Annotated in this window: 22 protein-coding genes; 12 read left to right on the top strand and 10 right to left on the bottom strand. The window is 58.2% G+C overall.

The annotated features are described in order from the left end of the window. Window positions 1–105: 105 nt before the first annotated feature. The 8 genes from GS611_RS10075 (at window position 106) to GS611_RS10040 (ending at window position 12,312) form a co-directional block, all read left to right on the top strand. A complete protein-coding gene (locus GS611_RS10075; RefSeq protein WP_171635269.1) occupies window positions 106–1,539 on the top strand; it encodes an FAD-dependent oxidoreductase in 1,434 nt (477 codons plus the stop codon). Window positions 1,540–1,563: 24 nt separating this feature from the next. Continuing rightward, window positions 1,564–2,001, top strand: a complete 438-nt coding sequence (locus GS611_RS10070; RefSeq protein ID WP_152459664.1) for a GFA family protein — start codon at window positions 1,564–1,566, stop codon at window positions 1,999–2,001. Next, window positions 1,998–6,530, top strand: a complete 4,533-nt coding sequence (gene gltB / locus GS611_RS10065) for a glutamate synthase large subunit (protein WP_171635267.1) — start codon at window positions 1,998–2,000, stop codon at window positions 6,528–6,530. The genes GS611_RS10070 and gltB overlap by 4 nt, the downstream gene beginning before the upstream one ends. A gap of 180 nt (window positions 6,531–6,710) precedes the next feature. Beyond that, window positions 6,711–7,625 carry a Hint domain-containing protein gene (locus tag GS611_RS10060; protein ID WP_171635264.1) on the top strand — a complete coding sequence of 305 codons (915 nt, stop codon included), beginning with the start codon at window positions 6,711–6,713 and terminating at the stop codon, window positions 7,623–7,625. Window positions 7,626–7,664: 39 nt separating this feature from the next. Then, window positions 7,665–8,399, top strand: a complete 735-nt coding sequence (gene mtgA, locus GS611_RS10055; RefSeq protein WP_171635262.1) for a monofunctional biosynthetic peptidoglycan transglycosylase — start codon at window positions 7,665–7,667, stop codon at window positions 8,397–8,399. A 58-nt stretch (window positions 8,400–8,457) separates the two neighbouring features. Further along, window positions 8,458–9,123, top strand: coding sequence for a glutathione S-transferase family protein (locus GS611_RS10050; protein WP_171635778.1), 666 nt, complete (start codon window positions 8,458–8,460; stop codon window positions 9,121–9,123). Between the two features lie 75 nt (window positions 9,124–9,198). Beyond that, window positions 9,199–10,236 carry a tRNA epoxyqueuosine(34) reductase QueG gene (gene queG, locus GS611_RS10045; RefSeq protein ID WP_171635259.1) on the top strand — a complete coding sequence of 346 codons (1,038 nt, stop codon included), beginning with the start codon at window positions 9,199–9,201 and terminating at the stop codon, window positions 10,234–10,236. Between the two features lie 72 nt (window positions 10,237–10,308). Beyond that, window positions 10,309–12,312: a hydantoinase/oxoprolinase family protein gene (locus GS611_RS10040; protein WP_171635257.1), complete on the top strand. Its 2,004-nt coding sequence runs from the start codon at window positions 10,309–10,311 to the stop codon at window positions 12,310–12,312. A 39-nt stretch (window positions 12,313–12,351) separates the two neighbouring features. Here GS611_RS10040 and msrA read toward each other — a convergent pair whose 3' ends face one another. Continuing rightward, a complete protein-coding gene (gene msrA / locus GS611_RS10035; protein ID WP_171635256.1) occupies window positions 12,352–12,864 on the bottom strand; it encodes a peptide-methionine (S)-S-oxide reductase MsrA in 513 nt (170 codons plus the stop codon). After that, window positions 12,864–13,310, bottom strand: a complete 447-nt coding sequence (gene msrB, locus GS611_RS10030; protein WP_170345953.1) for a peptide-methionine (R)-S-oxide reductase MsrB — start codon at window positions 13,308–13,310, stop codon at window positions 12,864–12,866. Before msrB ends, msrA begins: the two co-directional genes overlap by 1 nt. 145 nt (window positions 13,311–13,455) lie before the next feature. On the opposite strand from msrB, the gene GS611_RS10025 reads away from it, so the two are divergent. After that, window positions 13,456–13,977, top strand: a complete 522-nt coding sequence (locus tag GS611_RS10025; protein ID WP_171635255.1) for a glutathione peroxidase — start codon at window positions 13,456–13,458, stop codon at window positions 13,975–13,977. Here the strand turns inward: GS611_RS10025 and GS611_RS10020 are convergent. Further along, entirely contained in the window at window positions 13,953–14,840 is an 888-nt protein-coding gene (locus GS611_RS10020; protein WP_171635254.1) for a DMT family transporter, read from the bottom strand. The two genes, GS611_RS10025 and GS611_RS10020, sit on opposite strands and share 25 nt — an antisense overlap. A gap of 182 nt (window positions 14,841–15,022) precedes the next feature. Here GS611_RS10020 and GS611_RS10015 point away from each other — a divergent pair, with 182 nt between their 5' ends. Then, on the top strand, window positions 15,023–16,219 hold the full coding sequence (locus GS611_RS10015) for a BCCT family transporter (RefSeq protein ID WP_171635777.1): 1,197 nt from the start codon (window positions 15,023–15,025) through the stop codon (window positions 16,217–16,219). Between the two features lie 201 nt (window positions 16,220–16,420). Here the strand turns inward: GS611_RS10015 and GS611_RS21300 are convergent, their stop codons facing one another. From GS611_RS21300 to GS611_RS09990, 5 genes are all read right to left on the bottom strand, one after another. Then, entirely contained in the window at window positions 16,421–16,780 is a 360-nt protein-coding gene (locus tag GS611_RS21300) for a CHAP domain-containing protein (RefSeq protein ID WP_348539561.1), read from the bottom strand. A 479-nt stretch (window positions 16,781–17,259) separates the two neighbouring features. Next, window positions 17,260–17,547, bottom strand: a complete 288-nt coding sequence (locus GS611_RS10005; protein WP_117871130.1) for an HU family DNA-binding protein — start codon at window positions 17,545–17,547, stop codon at window positions 17,260–17,262. Between the two features lie 130 nt (window positions 17,548–17,677). Then, window positions 17,678–19,141, bottom strand: coding sequence for an AMP nucleosidase (locus GS611_RS10000; protein WP_171635253.1), 1,464 nt, complete (start codon window positions 19,139–19,141; stop codon window positions 17,678–17,680). After that, window positions 19,138–20,940, bottom strand: a complete 1,803-nt coding sequence (gene ade, locus GS611_RS09995) for an adenine deaminase (protein WP_171635252.1) — start codon at window positions 20,938–20,940, stop codon at window positions 19,138–19,140. The genes GS611_RS10000 and ade overlap by 4 nt, the downstream gene beginning before the upstream one ends. Before the next feature lie 108 nt (window positions 20,941–21,048). Next, window positions 21,049–21,918 carry a LysR substrate-binding domain-containing protein gene (locus GS611_RS09990; RefSeq protein ID WP_171635251.1) on the bottom strand — a complete coding sequence of 290 codons (870 nt, stop codon included), beginning with the start codon at window positions 21,916–21,918 and terminating at the stop codon, window positions 21,049–21,051. A 112-nt stretch (window positions 21,919–22,030) separates the two neighbouring features. Here GS611_RS09990 and GS611_RS09985 point away from each other — a divergent pair, with 112 nt between their 5' ends. After that, window positions 22,031–22,786 (top strand): class II aldolase and adducin N-terminal domain-containing protein, encoded by a 756-nt coding sequence (locus tag GS611_RS09985; RefSeq protein ID WP_171635249.1) that lies wholly within the window; start codon window positions 22,031–22,033, stop codon window positions 22,784–22,786. A 57-nt stretch (window positions 22,787–22,843) separates the two neighbouring features. On the opposite strand, the gene GS611_RS09980 is transcribed toward GS611_RS09985, so the two are convergent. Then, a complete protein-coding gene (locus GS611_RS09980; RefSeq protein WP_171635247.1) occupies window positions 22,844–23,476 on the bottom strand; it encodes a class I SAM-dependent methyltransferase in 633 nt (210 codons plus the stop codon). Window positions 23,477–23,564: 88 nt separating this feature from the next. Between GS611_RS09980 and GS611_RS09975 the strand changes: the two genes are divergently transcribed. Further along, a complete protein-coding gene (locus tag GS611_RS09975; RefSeq protein WP_171635245.1) occupies window positions 23,565–24,410 on the top strand; it encodes an SDR family oxidoreductase in 846 nt (281 codons plus the stop codon). 5 nt (window positions 24,411–24,415) lie between these two features. On the opposite strand, the gene GS611_RS09970 is transcribed toward GS611_RS09975, so the two are convergent. Then, the gene (locus GS611_RS09970; protein WP_171635243.1) at window positions 24,416–26,035 is read right to left on the bottom strand and encodes a GMC family oxidoreductase; all 1,620 of its coding nucleotides are present in this window, start codon (window positions 26,033–26,035) and stop codon (window positions 24,416–24,418) included. Window positions 26,036–26,484: the final 449 nt, after the last annotated feature.

Below are 26,484 nucleotides of genomic sequence, written 5' to 3'. Positions count from 1 at the left end.
GAAGGCACGCTGCATTTTTTCAATTTAGGTCAGTATAATTGACTTTTCATCCAAAAGCGCATCCCGTAAAGAAACGGAACCTAGCCAATTCATGGAGTCTGACCCGTGGCCAAGCAACCGATGCTGAAATTTGTGCAGATCGACCGCGTCATGCCGGAAAAGCGTGCCGCCAATGACCGCAAGGACGACTTTGACGAGATCTATTCCGAGTTCGCCGCTGAAAAAGCAGCCGAGCAGGCGAGTCGGTGCAGCCAATGCGGTGTTCCTTACTGCCAGTCGCATTGCCCGTTGCACAACAATATTCCCGACTGGTTGCGCCTGACTGCGACCGGACGCCTGGAAGAAGCCTATCAGGTAAGTCAGGCCACCAATACTTTCCCTGAGATCTGCGGGCGCATCTGTCCGCAGGACCGCCTGTGCGAGGGCAACTGCGTGATCGAACAGTCGGGCCATGGAACGGTCACGATTGGTTCGATCGAGAAATACATAACGGATACCGCATGGGAAAAAGGCTGGGTCCAGCCGGTTGCTCCATCGGCCGAACGCGCTGAAAGCGTAGGTATCATTGGTGCAGGCCCTGGTGGATTGGCCGCTGCGGACATGCTGCGCCAGGCTGGTATCCAGGTCACGGTATACGACCGCTATGACCGGGCCGGTGGCCTGCTGATGTATGGCATTCCGGGGTTCAAACTGGAAAAAGACGTTGTTCAGCGCCGCAATGACCTGTTGGCTGATGGTGGGGTCGAGTTTGTTCTGAATTGCGACGTGGATGCGGCCAAGTTCGAAGAAATCCGGGCCAAGCATGATGCCGTTATCATTGCGACCGGTGTCTACAAGTCGCGCGACCTGGCAATGCCGGGCAGCGGTCTGGCCGGGATCGAAAAGGCGATCGACTTCCTGACAGCCTCGAACCGGAAAAGCTTTGGCGACGAGGTCGAAGAATTCGACAACGGTCGCTTGAACGCCGACGGCAAAAAAGTCGTCGTGATTGGCGGCGGTGACACTGCGATGGATTGCGTGCGTACTTCGATCCGTCAGGGCGCGACTTCTGTCAAATGTCTGTATCGCCGGGACCGGGCCAACATGCCGGGGTCACAGCGTGAAACGCAGAATGCCGAAGAAGAAGGCGTGATCTTCGAATGGCTCAGCGCACCCAAAGGGTTCACGGGTGAAGACACGGTCAAAGGTGTTATCGTTCAGAAGATGCGCTTGGGACAGCCAGACGCATCCGGTCGTCAGGCCCCCGAAGTGATTGAAGGCGCGGACTATGTCGAAGACGCCGATCTTGTGATCAAGGCGCTTGGATTCGAACCTGAAGACCTGCCGACGCTGTTCGGACAACCTGATCTGCCAGTCACCCGCTGGGGTACGATCAAGGCGGCGTTCCAAACCGGCGAGACCGAAATGGACGGAGTCTATGCAATCGGTGACATCGTGCGCGGTGCCTCGCTGGTGGTCTGGGCGATCCGGGACGGTCGTGACTGCGCTGATGCGATCATCGAACGCTTCAATGCTAAATCTGCCGTTGCGGCCGAATAATCCCGGCGATCAGGAGGCTTCGAAATGCCTGAATTGCAAGGCCAATGCATGTGTGGCGCAGTTACGGTGACGGCAACTCCGGCGCGGGATGCGCTGGGGGCCTGCCATTGCGACCAGTGCCGGCGCTGGACCAGTTCCATGCTGGTGACGTTTCAGGCCGAAGAAGGCTATGCCGCGCTTGGACCGGTCAAAACTTTCACTTCCTCTGACTGGGCCGAGCGCGCCTTTTGCGCCGATTGCGGCTCGGCGCTTTGGTATCGGATCACGCTCCCGGGCGAGATGCACGGCCAGACGCAAATGGCGGCAGGTCTGTTTGACAACGCCGCAGGCAACCCGCTGAAACTTGAACTTTACATCGACAAAAAGCCCCAGGGCTACGCGTTCGCAGGCGAACGCCGGCAGATGACCAAAGCCGAGGTCGAAGCCATGTACGCCCCCTCTGACGAAGGAGACAGCCAATGACCAAATATGATGCCGATTGGGTGCGGGCCGAAGAAGCCAAGCGCAAATGGATGGCTGAAAATGGTCTCTATTCCGAGGAAGAAGAGCATTCTTCCTGCGGTGTGGGTCTTGTTGTGTCCGTGGATGGGAAAGCGTCGCGCAAGGTTGTGGACGCCGGTATCGACGCGCTCAAGGCGATCTGGCACCGCGGCGCGGTTGATGCTGACGGCAAGACCGGTGATGGCGCGGGCATTCACGTGCAGATTCCGGTCTCGTTTTTCTACGATCAGATCAGGCGCACAGGCCACGAGCCCAAATTGGACGAACTGATCGCTGTTGGTCAGGTTTTCCTGCCGCGCACCGACTTTGGCGCACAGGAACAGTGCCGGACCATCGTGGAAAGCGAAGTTCTGCGCATGGGCTATTACATCTATGGCTGGCGTCACGTGCCGGTCGATGTCACCTGTCTGGGTGAAAAAGCCAACGCCACCCGGCCCGAGATCGAGCAGATCCTGATCTCGAATTCCAAAGGTGTGGACGAAGAGACCTTCGAGCGCGAGCTCTATGTCATTCGTCGCCGTATTGAAAAGGCCGCCTCGGCTGCGGGTATTTCCGGGCTGTACCTGGCGTCGCTGTCGTGCCGTTCGATCATCTACAAGGGCATGATGTTGGCCGAGCAGGTTGCCGTCTTCTATCCCGACCTGATGGACGAACGGTTTGAATCCGCCTTCGCAATCTACCACCAGCGCTATTCCACCAACACTTTCCCGCAATGGTGGCTGGCGCAGCCGTTCCGCATGTTGGCCCATAACGGCGAGATCAACACGCTGAAAGGCAACATCAACTGGATGAAAAGCCACGAGATCCGCATGGCGTCCTCGACGTTTGGGGATTATGCCGAGGATATCAAGCCGATCATCGCCGGAGGATCGTCGGATTCGGCCGCATTGGACTCGGTTTTCGAAGTTCTGGTGCGCGCGGGCCGCTCGGCGCCCATGGCGAAAACCATGCTGGTTCCGGAAAGCTGGTCGAAACAGGCGGTGGAACTGCCGCAGGCGTGGCGCGACATGTATTCCTACTGCAACTCGGTGATGGAGCCGTGGGACGGCCCCGCCGCGCTGGCCATGACGGATGGCCGCTGGGTCTGTGCTGGACTGGACCGCAACGGCCTGCGTCCGATGCGTTACGTCGTGACTGGCGATGGTCTGGTCATTGCGGGATCCGAGGCCGGTATGGTGCCGATTGATGAGTCCACAGTGACCGAAAAAGGCGCGCTGGGCCCCGGTCAGATGCTGGCTGTCGACATGAAAAAGGGCAAGCTGTATCGCGACACCCAGATCAAGAACAAGCTGGCGAGCGCATTGCCGTTTGGCGAGTGGGTCGGCAAGATCAACGATCTGGACGAGGCGCTGGCAGGTGTGACCGAAAAGCCGATATTCTCGGGCGAAGATCTGCGCAAACGCCAGATCGCGGCAGGCTATTCGGTCGAAGAGCTGGAGCAGATTCTTGCGCCCATGGCCGAAGACGGCAAAGAGGCGCTGGCGTCCATGGGTGACGATACGCCCTCGGCGGTTCTGTCCAAGCAATACCGCCCGCTCAGCCATTTCTTCCGGCAGAATTTCAGTCAGGTCACCAACCCGCCGATCGACAGTTTGCGCGAATACCGCGTCATGTCCTTGAAAACCCGGTTCGGGAACCTGAAGAACGTGCTGGATGAGGACAGCAGCCAGACCGAGATCATCGTTCTGGAAAGCCCCTTTGTCGGAAACGCACAATGGAATGAACTGGTTGGGCACCTCAACGCTCCGCTGGCCGAGATCGATTGCAGCTTTGAGCCCGGTCAAGGTGCGCTGAGCGCTGCTTTGGCACGTGTCAGAGCCGAAGCTGAAGAGGCGGTACGGTCTGGCGCCGGGCATCTGGTGCTGACCGACATGAACTCGGGTGAAGATCGGGTGGCAATGCCGATGATCCTTGCCACCAGCGCAGTGCACTCACACCTGACCCGTCAGGGCCTGCGGACGTTCTGTTCCTTGAACGTACGCTCGGCTGAATGTGTCGATCCGCATTACTTTGCGGTTCTGATCGGCTGTGGCGCGACCGTTGTGAACGCCTATCTGGCCGAAGACTCGCTGGCCGATCGTATCGATCGTGGGCTGCTGGACGGTACCCTGACCGAAAATGTCGCGCGCTATCGCGAAGCCATCGACCAGGGCCTGTTGAAGATCATGGCCAAGATGGGGATCTCGGTGATCTCGTCCTATCGCGGCGGTCTGAATTTCGAGGCTGTTGGCCTGAGCCGCGCGATGGTGGCCGAGTATTTCCCGGGTATGACCAGCCGTATTTCCGGCATCGGCGTCAAGGGTATCCAGGCAAAGGCCGAAGAAATCCACGCCAAGGGCTGGAACAGTGGTCTGGACGTGTTGCCGATCGGTGGTTTCTACAAGGCACGGAAATCGGGTGAAACCCACGCGTGGGAAGCGACCTCGATGCATATGATGCAGATGGCGTGCAACAAGGCGTCCTATGAGCTGTGGAAACAGTATTCTGCCAAGATGCAATCGAACCCGCCGATCCATCTGCGCGACCTGATGGATTTCAAACCATTGGGTAAACCGGTGCCGATCGAAGAGGTTGAATCGATCACCTCGATCCGCAAGCGCTTTGTCACGCCGGGCATGTCGCTGGGCGCGCTGTCGCCTGAGGCGCACAAGACGCTGAACGTGGCGATGAACCGGATCGGTGCGAAATCCGACAGTGGTGAAGGGGGTGAAGACCCGGCGCATTTCGTGCCGGAGCCGAATGGTGACAACCCCTCGGCCAAAATCAAGCAGGTGGCCTCGGGCCGGTTTGGTGTGACCGCCGAATATCTGAACCAGTGCGAAGAGCTGGAAATCAAGGTTGCCCAAGGGGCGAAACCGGGCGAGGGCGGTCAGCTGCCGGGCATGAAGGTCACTGACCTGATCGCGCGTCTGCGGCACTCGACCAAGGGCGTTACGCTGATCTCGCCGCCGCCGCATCATGACATCTACTCGATCGAGGATCTGGCTCAGCTGATCTATGACCTGAAACAGATCAACCCGCGCTGCAAGGTGACGGTGAAACTGGTGGCGTCTTCCGGCGTTGGCACGATCGCTGCCGGTGTGGCCAAGGCGAAGGCCGATATCATCCTGATCTCGGGGCACAATGGCGGTACGGGTGCCTCACCCGCGACCTCGATCAAATATGCTGGTCTGCCATGGGAGATGGGTCTGACCGAGGCGCATCAGGTTCTGGCGATGAACAACCTGCGCGACCGGGTGACTCTGCGCACTGATGGCGGCCTGCGTACCGGGCGCGACATCGTCATGGCGGCGATGATGGGGGCCGAGGAATACGGCATCGGCACCGCCGCCCTGATCGCGATGGGCTGTATCATGGTTCGTCAGTGCCAGTCGAACACCTGCCCGGTTGGTGTCTGTACGCAGGACGAATCCCTGCGCGCCAAGTTCACCGGCAACGCCGACAAGGTGGTGAACCTGATCACCTTCTACGCGCAGGAAGTGCGCGAGCTGCTGGCCAGCCTTGGCGCGCGTTCCGTGGATGAAATCATCGGTCGGGCCGATCTGCTGGCGCAGGTTAGCCGGGGTTCGGCGCATTTGGACGATCTGGATCTCAACCCGCTGCTGATCACCGTCGATGGTGCGCATAACATCGTGTACAATCGCGACAAGGATCGGAACGCCGTGCCCGACACGCTGGATGCCGAGATCGTGCGCGATGCGGCGCGGTTCCTGAAGGATGGCGAGAAGATGCAGTTGTCATATGCCATCCAGAACACGCACCGCACCGTCGGAACCCGCATTTCCAGCCACATTGTGCAGAATTTTGGCATGCGGAACACGTTCCAGGATGACCACCTGCACGTGAAACTTCAGGGTTCGGCCGGTCAGTCCTTGGGGGCATTCGCGGCTCCGGGTCTGAAGCTGGAAGTGTCGGGGGATGCCAATGACTATGTTGGCAAGGGCCTGTCTGGCGGCACGATCGTTGTGCGCCCGCCGCAGGTCAGCCCGCTGAAGGCGGACGACAACACGATCATCGGCAACACGGTTCTCTACGGTGCAACTGACGGCCATCTGTTCGCGGCTGGCCGCGCGGGTGAACGATTTGCCGTGCGCAACTCGGGTGCCAAAGTTGTGGTTGAAGGATGTGGCTCGAACGGGTGTGAGTACATGACCGGCGGCGTGGCCGTGATACTTGGTGACATCGGGGCCAATTTCGGTGCCGGGATGACCGGTGGCATGGCATATCTGTATGATCCCGAAGGCAAGGCCGAAGCGTTGATGAACAAGGAAACGCTTGTGACCTGCCCGGTCACCGTGGACCATTGGGTGGATCAATTGAAAGCCCTGATCACGCGTCACGCCGAGGAGACCTACAGCCGCAAGGCCGCGGATATTCTCCAGCATTGGGACGTGGAAAAGGGCAACTTCCTACAGGTTTGTCCCAAAGAAATGCTCAACAAACTCAGCCACCCGCTGAGCGAAGAAGTCACGGCAGTTCCGGCCGAGTAAGCCTAAATTCCATCAAAATACTGGCCCCGCGTGCCATTTACAGCACGCGGGGCCCTGATTATTGTGAGGTTTCAGTGGAATTCTTGCCTGCTCTCCCGAATTTCGCCATGCTTTTTTCACCTTGTAGTGTTAGCCATGGCCTGTTTCGGTTTCTAATGGTGACAGAGTAGGGGCAACAGGATGCCAACGACATATCGCGATCAGTTCTTCACCTTTGATCCTGCAAGCCCGCCACCAGCGGGGACGGCCGTCGCGGTCAGCAATTTCACCCTGACTGATGCGAATGATGACAATCTTATTGACGCACCCAGTGGTGACACGGTCAACGGGCAAGACGTTACAAATTCCTGGCCAGGCGATACTGTAACGATCAACGTGTCAGGCGTTGGGAACGTGACCTATACAGGAACCACTTTCTACCTGGCCGATGGGTCTCGGGCTTTCACCCCCACAGACGGCCAGGTGCTGCAGCCCGGAACGCTGGTGTCGACCACTTTTGTTAACACGTCAGGCCCGCTGAATGTCGGTAACCTTGGGCCGCCGTGCTTTACGGCCGGGACCATGATCGCCACACCGGAAGGTGAGCGCGCGGTTGAGGATTTGAAGGTTGGTGATCTGGTCATCACGGTGGATCACGGACCACAACCCTTGATCTGGGTTGGGTGTACAACCGTCGCAGCCGAAGGCAAACTGGCTCCAATCCGTTTCGATGCCGGGGTGTTCGGTCTGGATCGCCCCTTGCTGGTTTCACCGCAGCACCGGATGCTGATCGAAGACTGGCAGGCGTCCTATCTGTTCGGCCATACCGAAGCGCTGGTTCCGGCGCATACTTTGGTCAACGATGACACCGTGACACGGGTCGAGGGCGGTGAGGTTGAATATTTCCATCTGTTGTTCAAACAGCATGAGATCGTTTTCGCCAACGGAGCGAAAAGCGAAAGCTATTATCCCGGGCACGCGTTGTCGGCTTCGGATCGCGAAACACAAAGCGAAGTGCTGCACTTGTTTCCCGAGTTGACCGTGCTTGATCCGATGTCGCTGAAAACCGCGCGCCCGATCGTTCATCCGCGCGAGGCGCGCGCTTTCGCGATTTAGGCCGTTTCAAACCGGAACCTTGCGTCGTATAGCTGAGACATGGCGAAGAAAGCAGCCCGCAAATCCGGCGGAAAAAAACGCAAGGCATCCAGAAAGAAGGAACCAGTGGCGCGGCAGATTCGCCGCTGGGCAACGCGAGCGGTCATGGCGGTTCTGGGCCTCGTGGTTGCTCTGGTCCTGATTTATTCGGTGGTGAACCCTCCTGTCACCCACACCATCTGGTCGGAATGGCGCCGGCTGGGAAAGGTTGAACGCGAATGGGTTCCGATCGAAGACATGGCACCGATCATGGCAAGATCAGTTGTTGCAGCCGAGGACGCAAATTTCTGCCTGCATTGGGGCTTTGACGTCGAAGCCATCCGCGATGCGCTTGAGGATGGCGGCAATCGTGGTGCCTCGACCATCACGCAACAGGTGGTGAAGAATGTGTTCCTCTGGCAGGGTCGCAGCTGGGTGCGCAAGGCTTTGGAAACCTCGATCACGCCGGTGGTTGAAATATTCTGGAGCAAACAGCGTATTCTTGAGGTGTATCTGAATGTCGCCGAAACCGGAAATGGCGTATTCGGGGTCGAAGCTGCGGCGCAACGCTATTTCAACACCAGCGCGGCAAAGCTGACTTCGGTTCAAGCGGCGCGGATTGCGGCAATCCTGCCGTCCCCGCGCAACCGATCGGTCACGGATCCGACTGCGCGCACCCGCAGACGGGCGGCTTCGATCCTCGATGGGGCGGCCACCATCCGCGCAGATGGTCGCTCAGATTGTTTCGAGGATTGAAACCCGCTATCTGCCAAGGCTAAATCTGTCGGGTATTCACTGGTTCGAATGGAAGTTCATGGCGCGTCTGTTTCACGTTCCCCTCTCTCCGTATTGTCGTAAGGTCCGTCTGTCGCTGGCGGAGAAGAAGATCGAGGTTGAGCTGGTAGAAGAGCGATACTGGGAACAGGATCCTGATTTTCTGCGGCGCAACCCGGCGGGAAAAGTGCCCGTATTGCGTCTGGACGGGCAGATCATGTCGGAAAGCGCGGCTATCTGCGAATACATCGAAGAAACCCGCCCAGAGCCACCTTTGATGCCGAAAACCCCCGAAGCCAGATTCGAAGTAAGACGCCTTGTCGGGTGGTTCGACGACAAATTTCACCACGAGGTGACATCGAAGCTGTTGTATGAGCGAGTGAACAAAAAGGTGACAGGACAGGGGTATCCGGACAGCAAGAATGTCAAACAGGGTGCCAAGGCGATCAAATACCATCTGGATTACATGGCGTGGCTGCTGGATCACCGCCGTTGGTTGGCGGGGGATCAGATGACATTGGCGGATTTTGCGGCCGCGGCACATCTGTCTTCGCTGGATTACATCTCGGACGTGGACTGGAACCGCAGCCAGGTGGTCAAGGACTGGTATGCCAAGATCAAGTCTCGACCGGCATTTCGGTCAATACTGGCGGATCAGGTGCCAGGGTTCCGACCGCCGCCCCATTACGCTGATCTGGATTTCTGATAGGGTGCGCAAGGGGGGCTGTCTGCCCCCCATCGCGCCATGGGCGCGATTCCCCCCGAGGATATTTTTGGCCAGATGAAGAGCGGATCGGATCTTAAGGAAAAGCTTGTGCAACAAGCCCAGGCAGAGGGGTTTGTTGCCTGTCGCGTGTGCCGCCCTTGGGATGTTCCACAGGTGCCGAAACGCTTGCGGGCCTATCTGGACGCCGGGTACCACGGGCAAATGGGATGGATGGCCGAGCGCACGCATTGGCGTGGCGATCCTGCCGCCCTTTGGCCCGCGGCGCAATCGGTGGTCATGTTGGCCGAAAGCTATACGCCGGAACATGACCCGACGGAGATCTTGAATCACCCGGATCGTGGTGCAATTTCCGTCTATGCGCAGAACAAGGACTATCATGATCTTGTCAAGAAGCGGCTGAAGCGGTTGGCGCGATGGCTGATTGCCGAAGCCGGAGGCGAGGTGAAAGTATTTGTCGATACCGCGCCAGTTCCCGAGAAGGCGCTGGGATATGCCGCCGGATTGGGGTGGCAGGGCAAGCACACCAATCTTGTAAGCCGCGAATGGGGAAATTGGGCCTTTATAGGGTCTGTTTTCACTACTCTGGACCTGCCGACAGACAATTCAGAGATCGATCATTGCGGGTCGTGCCGCGCCTGTCTGGACAGCTGCCCGACCGATGCGTTTCCGGCCCCGTATCAACTGGATGCACGGCGGTGCATTTCATATCTGACCATTGAACATAAGGGCCCGGTGGACCATGAGCTGCGCGGTAAGTTGGGCAATCGGATCTATGGCTGCGACGATTGTCTGGCGGCCTGTCCATGGAACAAGTTTGCCGTCGCAGCGAGCGATATGCGCTATGCCGCCCGTGACGATCTGAAAGCGCCCGGCTTGGAAGAACTGGCGGCGCTGGACGATGCCGCTTTTCGCGCAAAGTTTTCGGGCTCGCCGATCAAACGTATCGGCCGGGACCGGTTCGTGCGCAATGTTCTGTATGCCATTGGAAACTCGGGACAGCCAAAACTGAAAACAGTGGCTCAGCGTCTGTTGGAGGACCCGGATGAGACCGTGGCAGAGGCGGCGCGCTGGGCGGTGGAACAACTGTCATAATTGCCGCAAACAGGCTGGACGTGTCGTGCATAACCGCTAAACCCATCCACAGCGAACAGACAGGAGGACCCGATGACGTTGTCTTTGGGGGTAGATACGGGCGGGACCTATACCGACGCGGTGTTGATCAGGGATGAGAAAGAGGTCATCGCCTCGGCCAAGTCGCTGACCACTCGCGCGGATCTGGCGATTGGTGTGGGCAAGGCGATCTCGTCTGTGTTGGCAGAGGCGCAGGTCACACCGGATCAGATCTCGATGGCGTCATTGTCGACGACGCTGGCCACGAATGCTCTGGTCGAGGGGCAGGGTGGCCGTGTCGCGTTGATCTATATCGGGTTCAAGGACAGTGATCTTGAAAAACACGGGCTGAAAGAGGCGCTGAAGGGCGATCCGGCCCTGGTGATTGCCGGTGGGCATACCCATTCCGGTGGGCAAGCTGCCGCTTTGGATGTCGCAGCGCTTGAGGCCTTTTTGGATTCGCATAAGGGAATTTCCGGCTTTGCGGTTGCTGCTCAGTTCGCCACCCGCAACCCGGTGCATGAGTTGGAAGCGGCGCGCATAATCTCGGAAAGGACCGGGGCGCCGGTGACCTGTTCGCATCACTTGTCCGCCAAGCTCAATGGTCCGAAACGCGCGGTGACGGCTGTGCTGAATGCGCGGCTGATCGGGATGATCGACCGATTGATCGGGCGTGCACAGGATCAACTGCATGCGCTGGGAATTTCGGCGCCGATGATGGTGGTGCGTGGCGATGGCGCCCTGATGAGCGCGGAACAGGCCCGGGAACGGCCGATCGAGACTATTCTGAGCGGGCCTGCGGCTTCTATCGTCGGGGCGCGATGGCTTACCGGAGCGGACAATGCGCTGGTCTCGGACATCGGGGGAACGACCACTGATGTGGCGCTTATCCGGGACGGAAAGCCCGCGATCGATCCGGCCGGGGCGCAGGTAGGTGGGTTTCGCACCATGGTCGAAGCCGTGGCGATGCGAACCCACGGTCTGGGCGGTGACAGCCAGGTGCATGTTGTGGCCGAAGGGTTGCGGGGCGGTGTGTTCCTGGGCCCGCGTCGCGTGTTGCCCGTTTCGCTGATCGCGTCAGAAGCGCCCGACGTTGTGCATTCAGTACTGGATGAACAATTGCGGGCCACGACTGTGGGCGAGCATGATACGCGTTTTGCCCGCCGCGTGCCCGGCATCCATGCCGAAGGAGTCGGTGCGCGGGAAGAAAGCCTGCTGGAGAGGCTGGGAGATCGCGTTCTGCCCCTGAGCGCCTTGCTGCGGTCGCGGATGGAGAACGGGGCGCTGATGCGCCTGGTCGATCGCGGAATCATCCAGGTGTCTGGGGTTACGCCATCTGATGCCAGCCACGTGTTGGGGCGGGTTCGTGCCTGGGATGTCGATGCGGCGCGCAAGGCATTGGAACTGATGGCACGCAAACGGGTCGGGTCAGGGGATATGTTGGCAAACTCTCCCGAAGCGTTGGCACAGATGATCGTGGATCAATTGACGGAACAGACCAGTTTGACCTTGTTAGAGGCTGCTTTTGACGAAGAGCAGGTTGGTTTTGGTCTGCCTTCGCAAGACTTGGCGTGTCATGTGCTGACACAGCGCGGGTTGGCACAACACCGTGGGTTGCTGTCGCTGAGCGCTGCTTTGAATGTGGATGTGGTTGGCCTTGGGGCGTCGGCCCCCAGCTATTACCCTGCGGTGGGTGAACGGCTGCACTGCCGAATGATCTTGCCGGAACATGCGGGCGTGGCCAATGCGATTGGTGCTGTCGTGGGGCGGCTGACCCTGCGTCGCTCGGGCACGGTCACATCCCCGGCGGAAGGGCGATATCGTGTGCATCTGGAGGATGGCCCGAAGGACTTCGCCGCGTCAGAGGACGCCTTGGCCCTGTTGGAAAAGGTTTTGATGTCCGAAGCAGAGGGCGCAGTACGAGAAGCCGGCGCAGAAGACATTCGCGTGATCGTGGATCGTGACATCAAAACCGCGCGAGTCGAGGCAAAGGACGTTTTTGTCGAGGCCCTGATCACGGTCGAGGCAAGCGGGCGCCCGAGGGTGGCCGCAGGCTAGCCCCCCTGAAAGCTTCAGAGGGGCCGGTCAGGTGGTGCTTTATTCTGCTGCGCTTGAGCGTTTGGGCAGGACCCAATCCTGACGCGGGAAGTGGCAGGTATAGCCGTTCGGAATCCGCTCCAGATAATCCTGATGCTCTGGCTCGGCTTCCCAGAAGTCTCCGACAGGTTCGACCTCGGTCACGACTTTTCCGGGCCACAAGCCGCTGGCATTTACGTCGGCGATGGTGTCCAAGGCCACCTGTTTCTGGGTGTCATCCACGTAGTAGATCGCGGATCGATAGCTCATGCCGATATCGTTGCCCTGACGGTTGACCGTGGTCGGGTCATGGATCTGAAAGAAGAATTCCAGCAGGTCGCGATAGCTGATCCGAGACGGATCGAACCAGATCTCGATCCCTTCCGCGTGGGTGCCGTGATTGCGATAGGTCGCGTTGGGCACGTCACCGCCGGTATAGCCGACACGCGTACGCGACACGCCCGGCAGTTTGCGGATAAGGTCCTGCATCCCCCAGAAGCAGCCCCCGGCCAGTACAGCGCGTTGCTCGGTCATCAGATATCCTCCACATGAATCAGGTATTCGCCATAACCTTCGGCTTCCATCTCATCCCGATGAATGAACCGAAGCGAGGCAGAGTTGATGCAGTACCGCAAACCGCCATGTTCACGCGGACCGTCCGGGAAGACATGCCCCAGATGGCTGTCGCCGTGTTTCGAACGAACCTCGGTCCGGATCATGCCATGCGTGGTATCGCGGAACTCTTCGACATGTTCGTGCACGATCGGCTTGGTGAAACTGGGCCAGCCACATCCGGATTCGTATTTGTGGGTCGAGGCAAACAGCGGTTCACCCGATACGATATCCACATAAATGCCGGGTTCCTTGTTGTTCAGGTATTTCCCGGTGCCCGGACGTTCCGTACCACTGCGCTGGGTGACGTGAAACTCTTCGGGCGAAAGCGCAGCAATGGCCGTGGGGTCTTTGGTATAGCGAGTCATGGATCCTCCGGCTGAAGTAGTGTTTGCGCCATTATCTGGGGGCTGCGGGGTGGAAAGCAAAGCGATATTTCAAACCGCTCTCGCAGTCGTGCAAGTGATCTGAACAGCAAAGTCACGCGTATCTGAATAAAAGGGAGGACAAGACATGATGAGATTGCTGCTTTTGACTGCCCTGATCTTGCTGGGCCGCGCCGTTCAGGCGGCGCCGCTGACCGGTGAGTTCGACTCGATCGACGGAGGCACATTGGCCATCGAAGAGTGGCGCGGCCAACCCATCCTGGTGGTCAACACCGCGTCCCAGTGTGGGTTTACCGGGCAATACAAGGCTCTGCAAAGGGTGCATGAGGACTATTCCGGCAAAGGGCTGGTCGTTCTTGCGGTTCCGTCGGATTCGTTCAATCAGGAACTTGGGTCCGCGGAAGAGGTGAAACAGTTCTGCGAGATGAACTATGGGCTGACCCTGCCGATGACGGATATCACTCCGGTCAAAGGGGCTGACGCTCACCCGTTCTACAAGGCCGTTGCCGCGCAGACCGGGTTCACGCCCAAGTGGAACTTCAACAAGATCCTGATCAATTCTGAGGGTGAGGTCGCAGCGACCTTCGGGTCAAATGTCAAACCCGATTCCCGCAAACTGCTGTCTCAGGTCGAGGCTTTGCTGCCTTGAACGGGTTGGCGTGAAAGCTGAACCGCAAGAATGCCAAGGGTTGTAACGGTGACGCCAACCGCATCCATGGCGCCGAGTTTCTCACCCAGCAGGATCGCCGCGATGGTGACCCCGAACACGGGGTTCAAAAAGTGGAAGGTGGCGGCTCGTACGGCTCCGATCCGGTCCAACAGCAGGAACCAGATCAATGTCGCCAGCAAACCGGGGAAAAGGGTTGTGTAGGTAAAGGCCAGCGCCAGTGGCAACGTCGGGTGGATGTAAATGGTTTCAAAGACCGGAGCAGCCGCAAACAGCGCGGCTGAACCAACCAGCATCTGCAGGCCAACGACCATCATGAAATTCCCGCCGGATGTTGCACCGCGAACGGCCAACGTTGCGAAGGTCAAGGCAAGAGCACCCACACCGCAAAGCGCGACGCCGAACATATCAACGCCCGCGCTGATCCGGCTGCTCATGATAAGGGCGACTCCGGCGAAACCGGCGAACAGACCCAAAACACCCAGTGGCCGCAGCTTTTCGCCGAAAATCAACCACCCCGCCAGCGCCACCAACAAGGGCATGGTGGATGCGATTATGGCCGCGACCGAAGCCTCGACCGTTTGCATCGCATAAAAATTTAGACCCAAATACAGGGCATTTTGGCAGATCCCGAACAATATCGTTGCGCGCCACTGGTTTCGGGTCAGGTGCCAGCTTTGCCCCATCGCGCGGGCAATCATGACCCCCAGAACACCAGAGATCAGAAACCTCAAGGCCAGCGAAAACAGGGGGGACGCATCCGCCACGATAATACGCGCCGAGGTAAAGGCAGATGACCAGATCAGGGCAAATGTCAGCCCCATGGTTATGGCGCGCAGATCCATGGAGACCCCCTGTCACTTTGCGCGGACTGTTCCTGATTTTGGGATCGGTCGCAAGCGGTGCGCGTCAAAAAAGACACATGCGTGATGCAAGAAAAGTCTTGTGCATGTTTATATTGATTGACCAGCCAATTAAAGATATCGGCGGCAGGACCTGACATATCAAGGGAGGTTTGTCGGTGCTTCTGGAGTACATTCTATCGTTCGGCGTCCTGCTGGCATTGGGGCTGGTCGCTTTCTTCGTCGTGAAATGGTGGAACCTGCGCTGTGTCGGCGTGACACCGGTTCATCTGTTCACGTTCATCGCGATTCTGTTCACATCCGGCCTGGATGTCGGCCTGATCATGTTTCCACTGACCGAATTCGGAGGATACGCCGATGACCCGGCCTATGCCTTTGCCAACCCGCTGGCGATCGAGTTCGGATTCTGGGGTTTTCTGATCTGGGCCTTCTATTTCCTGACGGCCTTCTACTTCTGCGTGATCGAACCCCGCGTGAAGTTCTTTGAGATCCCGCTGGTCAAGCTGATCAACAACGTGGTGATCATTGGCACCTGTGCCTTCACCGCCAGCCTGTTCCTGATCTACCTGCCCGGCTATCTGCCCGAGGTCGGCGATGGTGAATCCGTCGTTACCACCTTCTACATCATCGTGTTTGTCGTCATTCTGGCGGCGGCCTATTCCTCGACCGATCTGAAATACGTTCGCATCCTGTCCGTCGGTTCGACCTTTTTGTTCCTTGCCCTGATTCTGGGCATGTGGGCAGCCGCAGGTATGGGCGTGACCGGGTTTGTGGAAACCGGCAGAAATATCGGCGCCTATTTCGCCAACCTGCACAAGTTCGTCCTGCCATTGACCGACTATCACGCGTTCTACCTGTTCTGGTGGTTTGCATGGTCGATCATGATCGGACAGTTTACGTCGCGCTTTGTGGGTGGCCTGACCACGTGGCAGTTGCTGGCGGCGCTGTTGATCTTCCCGTCGATCCCGCTGGGGATCTGGTTCACCGTTCTTTACTATTACCACCTGAACGACATCAGTACCGCTGGCATCACCAACATTGCGATGGTGATCGTGGGTGTGACGTTCGTGATCAACTCATTGGACTCGCTGATCCGTCTGTACACAGACAACCTGAACCTGACCGTCGAGCGGTTCGGAAAGGCGATCTACGTGGCGGGCAACGTCGCACTGCTGTTTGTCCTGACCCTGTTGTTCCAAAGCCAATGGCTGCAAATCCAGTGGATTGGAGCAGTCGTGGTTGGACTGTATCTGGCTTGCGTCGTCTATATCCTGATCACCAAACGCCAAGAGGTATTGAGCATCGACTCGATGCCAGAAGATCGTGATCTGGACTTCCACAAGGTTGAAACGGTCCACTGACCGGACCAGAGACACGGAACAGAAACGGGCACCTCTGGTGCCCGTTTCTATTTTTACCGACAATATCGCAGCTTTGGACAATCTGCGGGCTTTTCAACCGCGCGACATCCCAACCCGGGCGGCGGCTGCCTTTACGGTACGATCAAAAGGAATGTTGCCCGCGCTGCGATCAACTCGCCCGTGAAATGAAGTTGGGCAAGGCTATTCGTCAACCGCCGGATAGATGAACCCGTTTACCGGGTAGGGATTGCCGTAGTGGCCCGGTTGGCTTTCAACCCGAACCAACGTCCAGTCATTGTTTTTGGAGACGTCCCTGACGCCCATCTTCAACGACACCTTGTTTCGGTGCCAGTTGGCATGATTCACGATGACTTCCCGGTCGGTGACGATATCGGATACGACAGCCACATGGCCCAGGGGCATTCCTCGGGTCGCCCGAAACGACATAACCGCACCAACAACCGGTTCCTTGCCGCGCTCAAACACTTGCTGCGCCCGTCCCCACCAGTCTTTCGCATTGCCGCGAATTTCAATACCGCTGAGGTCTCGGGCGTAGGGCACGCACCATACTCTTTGACCTCTGGCCCGCTTTTTCGAGACCTCTTGCAGCGCCATCAACTGGCGTTCAGGGTCGAGATTCGCATTGGTGGTGTTTTGCGCGCAGGCAGAGACAAGAGTGATAAGACCCACCGCAATCGCGGAACGGGCGCTGCCGGACAAGCGCGGCCAAGTTGTTTTCTTTTTACAGACGCTGTTTTGCAAGATATTTCATTGCCGGTTCGAAGACTGACGAAGTTGTAAGGTGATCAGACAAGTCTTGAAAAGAGGCCCGCAAACACCATGGCAAGATTTTGCCAGTTCTCTGACCCAGGTTCAGGTCAATGGCTGCCCTTGAAGGCGCATTCTCACCTTGGTGGCGAATACCGGGCCGAAATATGTTGTGCGAAACGGGTTCAAAACCCGCAGGCACAGAATATTCAAGACGATAGAAAAAAGAGCCCCCCAAAGGCGGCCCTTTATCGTTGGCTAAAAAGTTGAAATCAGCCGTTTACGCTGTCTTTCAGTGCCTTGGCGATGGTCATTTTCACAACCTTGTCGGCTTCCTTGGTGAAGGTTTCACCAGTGGCCGGGTTGCGGACCTGACGCTCGGGCCGCTCGCGGCAGTAGATTTTGCCGACGCCGGGCAGGGTCACTGCGCCACCGGCCGAAACTTCGCGGGTAATCAGGCCGGTGATGGCCTCCAGCGCAGAGTTTGCGGATTTCTTGTCGGTTCCCATTTCCTCAGCGAGAGCAGCAACCAGCTGAGTCTTTGTCATAGGCTTTGCCATTTCTTGGTCTCCTTAACGTGCCCGATCTATAGGGCCTCACCGCGTAACTGTAACGGGATATTGTGGCCAAACACAACGAATAGTAGCGCTGAAACCCCTAAAAATATGGGGAAAACGTTGCTTTTTTGCGTCAGAGGAAGGCCGTTTCGTCGAAGGAGCGCAGTTTCCGGCTGTGCAAACGCTCCAACGGCATGCCGCGCAGATGCTCCATCGCTTTGATGCCGATGGCCAGATGTCGGCTGACCTGAGTGGTATAGAACGAAGACGCCATGCCCGGCAGCTTCAATTCTCCGTGCAGGGGTTTGTCCGACACGCACAGCAAAGTGCCATACGGAACGCGGAACCGATAGCCGTTCGCGGCAATGGTGGCACTTTCCATATCCAGCGCGATTGCCCGGGATTGGCTGAGTCGCTGGACCGGGCCGGACTGATCGCGCAATTCCCAGTTTCGGTTGTCGACCGAGGCCACAGTGCCCGTCCGCATGATCCGTTTAAGCTCATACCCTTCCAGTTCCGTCACCTCGGCCACGGCGTGTTCCAGCGCCACCTGAACTTCGGCCAGAGGCGGGATCGGCACCCAGACGGGCAGATCGTCATCCAGAACCTTGTCTTCGCGCAGATAGGCGTGGGCCAGAACGAAATCGCCCAATGCCTGCGTATTGCGCAACCCGGCGCAATGGCCAACCATCAGCCACGCGTGCGGGCGCAGAACGGCGATATGGTCGGTGGCGGTTTTTGCATTGGATGGGCCAACACCGATGTTCACCAAAGTAATCCCCGAACCATCTTTGCGCTTCAGGTGATAGGTCGGCATTTGCGGCAGTTTCAACGGTTGTTCGATAGGTGCTTTGGGGTCCGTGATTTCGGCATTGCCGGTTGAAACAAAGCTGGTATAGCCGCTGGCAGGGTCCGCCAATTGTTCTCGAGCGTAGTTTTCGAATTCCGAGACATAGAACTGGTAGTTCGTAAACAACACGTGATTCTGAAAGTGACCTGCATCGGTGGCGGTGTAGTGCGCCAATCTGGCAAGCGAATAATCCACGCGCTGGGCGGTGAAAAGGGACAAGGGCCCAACAGCATCCTCATGGACATGCACGCCATTGACGATGTCATCATTGGTGGTTGTCAGGTCCGGAACATCAAACACATCGCGCAGGGTGAAGTCGGCTGCGCCCTGATGAGGCACGACCAGATCGGGATTGTTTGCCACGGCAAAATGCACCGGAATCGGTGTGTCCGACGCCGCAATTGTCACAGGCTGACCATGGTTCTTGATTAACAGGGCAATCTGTTGGGTCAGGTAGGATCTGAACAGATCCGGGCGCGTCACCGTCGTGGCATGAACACCAGGTTCAGACACATGGCCAAAGCTCAGGCGGCTGTCGACTTGGGAATAGGTCGAGGTTCTGATGCGAATTTCCGGATAATAGGCTCTGAATCGTGCGGCAGGTGCCCCATTTTCCATGGCGTCCGCAAAGCTGTCGCACAGGAAATTGGTCGCCTGCACGTACAGCTCTTCCAACCGGGCGACAGCGGCGGCGGGATCGGTAAACTGTTCTGGCGCGGGTGCTTGTGGTGTCAGGAGTGTCGTCATGCCAATGGTTCCAGAAGTTCTATTTTTTCGAACGTGCGTACGTCGACCAACCCGAGATCCGATATTCGAAGCTCGGGAATCACGACCAGCGCCAGCAATGAATGCTGCATGTACGCGTTGTTCAGATGACAGCCGCAGTCCTGCATCGCCTGCACCATCCTGTCGGCCTTGGCCGCGACTTCGGCGGCGGGACTGTCGGACATCAGGCCTGCGATCGGCAGTTCGACCAGCGCCAGTTCCTGCCCGTCCCGGAACAAGGTGATGCCACCGCCCACTTCGGCCAGACGGTTGGCGGCCAGCGCCATCTGATCGCGGTTCGTACCGACGACGATCATGTGATGACTGTCATGCGCCACGGTCGAGGCCATGGCCATTTTTCCCTGATAGCCAAAGCCCGAAACAAAAGCGTTGGTGACGCCCCCGGTGGCCCGGTGCCGCTCGACCAGCGCGATCTGGCACACCTTGCCTTCGCCCTCGACCAGCCCGCCTATGATCGGCAATTCGGCCTTCAACGCCTTGGTCGGGGCCTGGTTTTCCACCACGCCGATGACGTTGGCCTGAACTTTGTTGGCCCCTTCCGGTGCCTTGATCTCAAAATCGGCCGACGTCAGCGCATGCCCCAGATGAACGGTATGGCGCGATTTTTCGGGCCAGTTCAGATGTGAACAATCCACTTTGATTGCACCGTTTTCCGCGACAACCTGCCCGCGGGCTATCACCATCTCAACCGGCAGTTCGGCTAGATCCGAGCTGAGGATGATATCCGCCCGCCGCCCCGGAGTAACGGAACCGATCTCGCGTTCCAGCCCAAAATGCGTTGCCGTGTTGATCGTGGCCATTTGCAGCGCGACCAGGGGGTCGCATCCGCAAGCAATGGCATGGCGCACGACGCGGTTCATATGCCCGTCATTCACCAATGTGCCGGAATGACAGTCATCTGTACAAAGAATGAAGTTGCGCGGATCCAGCCCTTTTTCTGTCACGGCCGTAATCTGGCTTTCCACATCATACCAGGCCGATCCCAGACGCATCATCGAGCGCATCCCCTGCCGAACCCGTGCAATGGCGTCGGCCTCGCATGTGCCTTCGTGATCATCCGCCGGGCCACCCGCCACGTAAGCCGCAAAATCAGGCCCTAAATCAGGAGAAGCATAGTGCCCTCCGACCGTTTTCCCGGCCCGTTGAGTGGCTGCAATCTCGGCCAGCATCTTGGGATCACCATGGATCACGCCCGGGAAATTCATCATCTCGCCCAGCCCGATGATACCCGGCCAGTTCATCGCCTCGGCCACGTCTTCGGGCGTGATCTCATAGCCCGTCGTCTCCAACCCCGGTGCGGAAGGCGCGCAGGATGGCATCTGAGTGAAAATATTGACCGGTTGCATCATGGCTTCGTCATGCATCATGCGCACGCCGTCCAGACCCAGCACATTAGCGATCTCATGAGGATCGGTGAACATGCTGGTCGTTCCATGCGGGATGACGGCACGGGCGAATTCGGCTGGGGTGAGCATCCCGGATTCGATATGCATATGCGCATCACACAAGCCGGGCAGAATGTAGCGCCCTTGTGCTTCGATGATTTCCGTATCCGGCCCCACGCAATGCGAGGCATCCGGTCCGACGAATGCTATGCGCCCGGCAACAATCGCCACAGAATGATCCGGCAGCAATTCGCGGCTGTGTACGTTCACCCAGGTTCCGCCCTGAATGACCATGTCCGCCGCCTCGCGTCCGGCTGCAACTGCGATCAATTTGGGGGCGACATCGGGCCAGCTTGGGAAAGGTGTGTATTCCATGGCTCAACTTTCACGAATGCGTCAGCGGGTGCAACCCCGGTTCTTCGATGTTGGGGATTCCTCATACATGTTGGGCACGTCTTTTGGTTCTGGCGCGTGCGTTTCCCATTACACCTCAGACCCGATCTCACGCCGCACCCAGTTGGCAAAGGCCACGGCGCCGGGTGTGTCCTCGGCCTGCGGGGACAGCAGCAGATAGTAGGACTCGGGCATTCGCGCACGGTGCTTGAACGGCGCGACCAGCTGACCGCGCTTGATCAGATGACTGGCGATCGTGTCATGTGCCAGGCAAAGGCCACCGCCAGCCATGACCGCTGACAGGCAAACCAGATAGGTCGTCGCGTAGGTTATCGTCGGATTTTCCCAATTCAGACCCTGATCTTCCGCCCAGCTTGGCCAGTTGGACAGCAAGTTGGAGCAGTCGAAAAGTGGCTGTTCCTGGAGGTTTTCCAAGCATACCGGATAGTCTGGTGCGCAGACCGGATAATAGTGTTCGGTGCGCAGAATTTCGGTTCGGACCGTGTCGGACGGACGAAGCGAGAACCGAATCTCGACCGCTGCGCCTTCAGCCATTTCGCGCGGTTCCCAAAGCTCGGTGAAGACGTTCAATTGAACATGTGGATGTTCCGCCCGAAATGCCGGCAGGCGCGGGGCCAGCCAGTTGACGGCAAAGCTGATGTTGCATTGCACTTGAACCGCGTTTGGTTGCGCACCGGTAACCGCCCGGGTTCCGCGCATCAGTGTCCGGAATGCCTCTCGCACAACTGGCAGATAGGTGATTCCGGCCTCGGTCAGTTCCAGAGCTTTGGGGCGGCGCAGAAACAGTGGCTGCCCCAGATGCCCTTCCAGAGATTTAATCTGCTGGCTGACGGCGCTTTGCGTCATGTTCAGGTCTCGTGCCGCGCCGGTAAACGAGAGATGGCGCGCGGCGGCTTCGAAAGTGCGCAACCAGCCCAGCGGAGGAAGCGAGTTCTGCATCTACATAACCTCGGCATAAGTTCAGCTAATGGGATAGTTGCGTTTTTTTCGTTGGTCAAACTGCCAGGCCCCATGCAGGTTTGGCCACGACCAGCCGCGAAAGGAGCCAAGCATGAGCCTCACCAGTCTTCGTCCCAATATCGACCATTGGTCCGAGCGCGTGGATATGGCCGCCACCTTCCGCTGGACTGCCCGGCTGAACATGCATGAGGCGGTTGCCAACCATTTCAGCCTGGCGGTCAACGATGACGGCACGCAATTTCTGATGAACCCCAATCAGGTGCACTTTGCGCGCATTCGTGCCTCGGATCTATTGTTGCTGGATGCCAATGACCCGAACGTGATGGAACAATCTGGCGCGCCGGACCCGACGGCCTGGGGGCTGCACGGTTCAATCCACCGCCACTGCCCGCATGCGCGTTGCGTCATGCATGTGCATTCGATCTTTGCGACTGTTCTGGCCTCTTTGGCCGACAGTTCATTGCCGCCGATCGATCAGAACACGGCGACCTTTTACAACCGTTACGTGGTAGATGAAGAATTTGGAGGTCTGGCCTTTGAAAGCGAGGGTGAGCGCTGCGCCGGGATGCTGTCCGATCCCAGGAAGAAGGTCATGATCATGGGCAATCACGGTGTTCTGGTCATCGGCAGCGACCCTGCGGATACCTTCAACAGGCTGTATTATTTCGAACGCGCGGCTGAAACCTACATTCGTGCCTTGCAGACCGGGCTGCCTCTGCGCGTCTTGTCGGATGGGATTGCCGAAAAAACAGCGCAAGAGCTGGACGACTATCCCGATCAGGCCGAAGCGCACCTGCGTGAGATCAAAGCGATCCTTGATTCTGAAAGTTCGGACTACGCGACCTGAGGCAAAGCGATGCGCATGGTCGAGGCGGGTGGCCTGATTGTATCCGAATAACCGGATTCAAACCCGTTCAAACAAAGCGATCAAAGCGGTGTCATCCTTGTTGGGGCCAGCCGCGAGATCTCCGTATATGCGGACTTCGGGCAGGGTCAGGTTGCGAATCTGATCCTGTTCCAATTCACGGAAAGCGTCAGCAAAACCCAGTTCCTTGAAATGGCGCGCATTGATCGAAAGGGCAAACTGCGCCCCGTGCCGGGCCACGCGTAACAGCGCGGGCAACACCTCGGGGCCCAAATGACCATGTGTGAACGTGCCGGATGAAACTATGCCGGAATAGCTGTGGCGCGGAACGGGGATGCCCTGTGTCAGATCAGCCTCGATCGCGTCCCGGTAAATATCCTTGCGCATCGCCTGATCCAGCATCTCTGCGCTGATGTCGGTTGCATCAATGGGTCCGACGCCAAGCGCCGACAGCACCGCGCCGCACAGGCCGGTTCCTGCTCCGACATCCAGAACGGGCCCCTGACCACCCGCGCCGACAAATGCCCGCGCCGTGTGGGTGTGAAGCTGATAATCTTCGCGCGCGGCGAAACCGTCATCATAATCTCCTGCCCATTCCGCATAGAGCTGCCTGTTCTCGTCCGGAGAACTCAGCGCATAGGCCGAATGCAGGTCAGGTGTCTTTTTGCTCATGGCCAACAGAAAGGCGCAATCGAAGATTCGATTCAAGTGCGTCCATGCGGCGCTTGCATCCCGGTACGACGCAGATCATCAAAGGGGCATGACCAAGACACTCTTTTCATTCGGCCATGGCTATTCTGCCCAAGCCCTGTCCCGAAACCTTGCCCCGAAGGGCTGGAAAATTTTTGGCACGACGCGAGACCGTGAAGGGACGGATGCAATCCGGGCCTCTGGCGCCGAGTCGCTGATCTGGCCGGGTGAGGCACCGAACCTTGATGGGGTGACCCATTTGCTGATCTCGACGGCGCCAGATGAAGCGGGTGATCCAGTGTTGGCGGTGCTGGGCGATGAAATCGCCAAGCGGTCCGGTCAGTTCGATTGGGTGGGCTACTTGTCGACAACGGCCGTCTATGGCGACCATCAGGGTGGCTGGGTGGATGAGGACACGCCGCCCACACCGACCGCCAAGCGCGGAAGATGGCGTATGCTGGCCGAGGAGCAATGGTCGGCCATTCCGGGCCTGCCTGTTCATATCTTCCGTCTGGCGGGTATCTATGGGCCGGGGCGCGGTCCGTTTTCCAAGCTCAAGCGTGGTGGATTGCGGCGCATTATCAAACCGGGGCAGGTGTTTTCGCGCATTCATGTGGAAGACATCGCGCAGATCCTCGAAGCCTCGATGATGAAGCCGAATCCGGGAAGCATCTACAATGTATGTGACGATGAACCGGTCCCGCCGCAGGATGTCATAGGATACGCAGCCGAGTTGCAGGGTTTGCCCCTGCCTCCTGCGGTCCGGTTCGACGACGCCGATCTGACGCCGATGGCGCGCAGTTTCTACAACGAAAACAAGCGGGTTCGAAACGACCGGATCAAGGAAGAACTGGGTATTGATCTGATCTATCCCAATTACCGTGTCGGGCTGGAAGCCCTGATGAAAGGCAAGTAACGTCTTTACATCGCCGCCGCTTTGATCATGTCCGCCGCTTTTTCGGCAATCATGATGGTGGGTGCGTTTGTATTGCCCGACACCAATGTCGGCATCACCGAGGCATCGACGACCCGCAGGCCTTCAAGCCCGCGCACGCGAAGCTGGGGGTCGACGACCGCCATTTCGTCCGCGCCCATTTTGCAGGTGCCCACGGGGTGATAGATCGTGTCGGCGCGGGCGCGGATGTGCTCCTCCCAATCCTGATCGGTCTGGGCGGTATCAGTGCCGAAAAGCTCTTTGTGCCGGTACTTGGCCAAAGCCGGCGCGTTGAGGATATCCCGCGCCATTCGCGCTCCTTTGATCATGGTTTCCAGATCGCGTTTGTCCGACAGAAACGCCGGATCGATGGCGGGCGCCGCCGTGGGGTCTGCGCTGTTCAGGCCTACGGCCCCCCGACTTTCCGGCCGCAGCTTGCAAACATGGCAACTATACCCGTACCCGTAATGCAGTTTGCGGGCATGGTCATCGACCATAGCGATGGTGAAATGCAGCTGAATGTCGGGACGCTCCAGATCGGGGGTGGTTTTCAGAAACGCTGCGCCTTCGGCAAATGGCGTAGCCGCCATCGAGACGCCCGTCTTGCTCCACCGTTGAATATGTCGCAACAACCGCGCTGCCCCTGCCGGGCCGATACCAAAATTGTCGGTGTCTGTGGTTTTGAAGATCAACGCGAAATCCAGATGATCCTGCAAGTTTCGTCCCACGCCAGGCAGCTCGTGGTGAACCGCGATTCCGTGCGGATCAAGGTCGCTTTTTGCGCCAACACCTGAAACCTGAAGCAGTTGCGGCGTTTTCAAGGCCCCTGCGCACAGCAGGACTTCGCGTTTCGCCCGAATTGTGATGTCTGCGCCCTTGCCTCTCACCCGGTATACAACGCCCGTTGCGCGCTTGCCCTCAAAGCACAGCCTTCTGGCATGTGCATGCGTGATGACCGTCAGGTTCGGTCGGCCGGAAACCGGGAAAAGATAACCAGCTGCCGCGGAACACCGTTCCCCATTCTTTGCCGGGTCGTGAAACTGGGTAACCTGATATAGACCGACGCCTTCGTTGTCGCCCCGGTTGAAGTCTTCGGTATGGCGGTGTTGCAACTGCTGTGCGGCTTGAATGAACGCATGGGTGATTGGACGAGGCTCTTTTTGCCGTGAAACCTGCAACGGCCCGCTGTCACCATGCACGCTGTCGGCGCCAAGCTCATTGTTCTCGGCCCGTTTGAAGTAAGGCAATACACTGTCCCAGTCCCAGCCGTCGCAGCCCAGATCGGCCCAGCCATCATAGTCCTGCCGCTGACCTCTTACATACAACATGGCGTTGATCGCGCTCGAGCCGCCGAGTGCCTTGCCGCGCGGTTGATATCCTCTGCGCCCCTTCAGACCGGGCTGCGGGACCGTTTCAAAGGCCCAGTTGTTGATTCTGGGACGCCCCGGAAGTGCGGTAACAACAGCCGCAGGCATTCTGACGAAAAGGCTTTTCCCACCGCCACCTGCTTCAAGCAGGCAAACACTTGTGGATGGATCTTCGCTCAGGCGGTTGGCCAGAACCGATCCGGCCGAACCGCCGCCTACGATGATATAATCGAAATCCATGCTGTCTTGCGCACCTCTTGCGGCGTTTTCGTTTCTTTGACTGGTCGGGCAGGGTTACCACCTTCCCGGTGAGAGTGCGTTAATGGAGCAAAAAAACAACTGTGACCCAAAGTCAGTATTTGCGTAACCCAGCCTTTTCTTGATGGTCAGATCCGGGCTGTACGCAAGGTGCAGAAAGGTTTTGCAGATCGTTTCTGTCTGCCGAACCCCTCGATTCCCCCGCAAGGGCAAGTTTTGGGGTTCCTTCCTGGGATATCCGCACGTTCCAGGCGGTCTGAAGATCTTGATTTGTTAATGTAACTTACTGTTTTAATTAACAAACACAAGAAATCGATGCGAAATGCAAAGTTTTTTGAAAATGGGGGTTGCAGGTCTCAGGCCTAATCCGTAAATACCCCTTCACCGGCGCTGCTGAGGCGCTGGGACGCGGCGGAAGCGGCGGTTACGCT

It is taken from the genome of Ruegeria sp. HKCCD6119, assembly GCF_013110585.1.
Lineage (GTDB): Bacteria > Pseudomonadota > Alphaproteobacteria > Rhodobacterales > Rhodobacteraceae > Ruegeria.
This window is presented reverse-complemented; position numbering and strand designations above follow the sequence as displayed.

What these genes read in the sequence shown, in the direction of transcription:
- GS611_RS10050 (WP_171635778.1), top strand. Translation starts at nt 8,458, where the DNA reads ATGGCGCGTCTGTTTCACGTTCCCCTCTCTCCGTATTGTCGTAAGGTC.
- queG (WP_171635259.1), top strand. Translation starts at nt 9,199, where the DNA reads ATGAAGAGCGGATCGGATCTTAAGGAAAAGCTTGTGCAACAAGCCCAG.
- msrA (WP_171635256.1), bottom strand. Translation starts at nt 12,864, where the DNA reads ATGACCGAGCAACGCGCTGTACTGGCCGGGGGCTGCTTCTGGGGGATG.
- GS611_RS10070 (WP_152459664.1), top strand. Translation starts at nt 1,564, where the DNA reads ATGCCTGAATTGCAAGGCCAATGCATGTGTGGCGCAGTTACGGTGACG.
- GS611_RS10025 (WP_171635255.1), top strand. Translation starts at nt 13,456, where the DNA reads ATGATGAGATTGCTGCTTTTGACTGCCCTGATCTTGCTGGGCCGCGCC.
- gltB (WP_171635267.1), top strand. Translation starts at nt 1,998, where the DNA reads ATGACCAAATATGATGCCGATTGGGTGCGGGCCGAAGAAGCCAAGCGC.
- GS611_RS10000 (WP_171635253.1), bottom strand. Translation starts at nt 19,141, where the DNA reads ATGACGACACTCCTGACACCACAAGCACCCGCGCCAGAACAGTTTACC.
- GS611_RS09990 (WP_171635251.1), bottom strand. Translation starts at nt 21,918, where the DNA reads ATGCAGAACTCGCTTCCTCCGCTGGGCTGGTTGCGCACTTTCGAAGCC.
- GS611_RS09980 (WP_171635247.1), bottom strand. Translation starts at nt 23,476, where the DNA reads ATGAGCAAAAAGACACCTGACCTGCATTCGGCCTATGCGCTGAGTTCT.
- mtgA (WP_171635262.1), top strand. Translation starts at nt 7,665, where the DNA reads ATGGCGAAGAAAGCAGCCCGCAAATCCGGCGGAAAAAAACGCAAGGCA.
- GS611_RS09970 (WP_171635243.1), bottom strand. Translation starts at nt 26,035, where the DNA reads ATGGATTTCGATTATATCATCGTAGGCGGCGGTTCGGCCGGATCGGTT.
- GS611_RS09985 (WP_171635249.1), top strand. Translation starts at nt 22,031, where the DNA reads ATGAGCCTCACCAGTCTTCGTCCCAATATCGACCATTGGTCCGAGCGC.
- msrB (WP_170345953.1), bottom strand. Translation starts at nt 13,310, where the DNA reads ATGACTCGCTATACCAAAGACCCCACGGCCATTGCTGCGCTTTCGCCC.
- GS611_RS10005 (WP_117871130.1), bottom strand. Translation starts at nt 17,547, where the DNA reads ATGGCAAAGCCTATGACAAAGACTCAGCTGGTTGCTGCTCTCGCTGAG.
- GS611_RS09975 (WP_171635245.1), top strand. Translation starts at nt 23,565, where the DNA reads ATGACCAAGACACTCTTTTCATTCGGCCATGGCTATTCTGCCCAAGCC.
- ade (WP_171635252.1), bottom strand. Translation starts at nt 20,940, where the DNA reads ATGGAATACACACCTTTCCCAAGCTGGCCCGATGTCGCCCCCAAATTG.
- GS611_RS10040 (WP_171635257.1), top strand. Translation starts at nt 10,309, where the DNA reads ATGACGTTGTCTTTGGGGGTAGATACGGGCGGGACCTATACCGACGCG.
- GS611_RS10020 (WP_171635254.1), bottom strand. Translation starts at nt 14,840, where the DNA reads ATGGATCTGCGCGCCATAACCATGGGGCTGACATTTGCCCTGATCTGG.
- GS611_RS10060 (WP_171635264.1), top strand. Translation starts at nt 6,711, where the DNA reads ATGCCAACGACATATCGCGATCAGTTCTTCACCTTTGATCCTGCAAGC.